Source organism: Denitromonas iodatirespirans (assembly GCF_018524365.1).
Classification (GTDB): Bacteria; Pseudomonadota; Gammaproteobacteria; order Burkholderiales; family Rhodocyclaceae; genus Nitrogeniibacter; species Nitrogeniibacter iodatirespirans.
In genome coordinates, this window is the sequence record NZ_JAEKFT010000085.1 from 1 (window position 1) to 1713 (window position 1713).

Below are 1713 nucleotides of genomic sequence, written 5' to 3' on the forward strand. Positions count from 1 at the left end.
CCGTCTCGCGATACTGGGTCAGCCGGCTGTGCTGGCGCAGCGATTGGGTGACGTCGGCATGCCAGTCGGCCTGCGGGTAGGCGGCGAACACCGTGCCCACCGTGTCGAGCACGTCGACATCCTGGAACAGGCAGCAGTTTTGCCGGACATCGAGCAGGGCGAGCCAGGGTTCGGCAACGATCCGGTATCGCGCCAGCCCGCCGTCGCTGCCCAACTGGGTTGCCTGGGTCACATAGCCGTGCCAGACACGGCGGCTACCGTCTGCCAGTTGCATCCGGAGGGTGAGCTCTTCGCGGGCGCTGAAGCGCTCGACCACCAGGACAGCGTCGGGTAGCGGCGCCGCTCAATCGCTTTCCTGCCTCAATTCGGCTCGCTCCACCAGTCGGGCAACCTCGATCATCTGCGCTTCCGAGACATGGCCCAGGGCTTCGAGCAGCAGGAGCATGCGAACCGGTTTGGGAACTTGGCCCTCGCGCTCGTAGCGGCTGCCGGCCGACTGGCTGGTGCCGTACTTGCGCCAGAAGTGCAACTGGTTGTACTCGCTGGCCTGACGAAGGGCCGCCGGATCGTCCAGCAGGCGGCGCGCCCGCTGCAGGCGCGCGCCATGGAGCTTGATGTCGAAATCGGGCGCCGGGTACTTGAGGTGGGGCATGGCGGGCTTGTCTTGTTATTTGGGGTAGGGGCGGCGGGTTAAGAACCCGCCCTACGAAGACGCCTCATCCTTACACCGGCACGGCTCGTCCATCTCCGGCGGAAACGGATCGACCTTGATGCGTTTGGCGAGGTGGTAGTAGAGCACCTCAGTCGGGTAGCTGATCAGGAACCACACGACGCGGATCGGGAAGAACACGGCAATGTCGAAGGGCCAGAACAGTTCGTTCTTGCTGCGCAGGATGGGGAAGGGCCAGTGCAGTTTGAGCAGTTCTCCCTTTTCGGCGGGGTGCCAGATGTCCAGATCGGGAGCGGGCACGGCCTGCGGGCCTTCTTCCATGTAGCGGCGGATGTATTCCCAGAAGGCGTCCGCCTTCCGGTCGAACGGGACGTCGTAGCGGTCGGTGCCCATGAGAAACACGGTCAGCGGCTTGTCAGTACCCTGGTCGAATTCGATGTTGATCTGTTGATCGCGGATTGGTGCACCGACGCCGGTCAGGCCGGACTGCACGGTCAGGTAGGCGCGAATCGTGTCCCAGTTCGTGATGTAGGTCTTGCCCCGGAAGTGCAGATAGACCTTGCGCGTCTTGCGGTTGAAGCGCAGGGGGAGTTGATGGCGCCAGACGCGCACGGGCCAGACGTAGAGGCTCAGAAAGAAGAATCCGCCGATGAAAATGAAATAGAGTAGCCCGTCAAGTGGGCGGTCAATATATATACCGAACGGGATGCCTGACCCTCCGAAAGCTATCGCCATCCAGATCATCCACCAAGCCCCCCCCCCACGAGCCTTGGCGATGTAGCTGTTCTTGCCGTTGACGTCCAGACAACATTCGCCCACGGCGTCCACATTCGATTCGGCCGCCGGTTCGATGTCCAGCGGCTGCTTGATATCTAGATACTGCTTCGTCATGGATCAATCAGCCTCTGAAACGGCAAAGCGCAGAGTATACGGCTCCGCGATGGCGTCGCTGGGCCGATAGCTGATTTCATAGTTGGCTTTGGTGAGGCCGTTTTGCTTCTCGATGAAGGTCTCGATCTCGATCAGTCTGCCGCCATGTTCGA

Annotated in this window: 3 protein-coding genes; all 3 read right to left on the reverse strand. The window is 61.8% G+C overall.

Going from position 1 to position 1713, the window contains the following annotated elements; genetic code table 11:
* A partial coding sequence (locus I8J34_RS23985; RefSeq protein WP_255553141.1) for a contractile injection system protein, VgrG/Pvc8 family occupies positions 1–316 on the reverse strand: 316 nt, incomplete at its 3' end.
* A 27-nt stretch (positions 317–343) separates the two neighbouring features.
* On the reverse strand, positions 344–652 hold the full coding sequence (locus I8J34_RS23990; RefSeq protein WP_214364153.1) for a hypothetical protein: 309 nt from the start codon (positions 650–652) through the stop codon (positions 344–346).
* Between the two features lie 51 nt (positions 653–703).
* On the reverse strand, positions 704–1561 hold the full coding sequence (locus I8J34_RS23995; RefSeq protein WP_214364154.1) for a DUF6708 domain-containing protein: 858 nt from the start codon (positions 1559–1561) through the stop codon (positions 704–706).
* Positions 1562–1713: the final 152 nt, after the last annotated feature.

Excerpts from the sequence above, each read along its gene's own strand:
- I8J34_RS23990 (WP_214364153.1), bottom strand. The coding sequence starts at position 652 with ATGCCCCACCTCAAGTACCCGGCGCCCGATTTCGACATCAAGCTCCAT.
- I8J34_RS23995 (WP_214364154.1), bottom strand. The coding sequence starts at position 1,561 with ATGACGAAGCAGTATCTAGATATCAAGCAGCCGCTGGACATCGAACCG.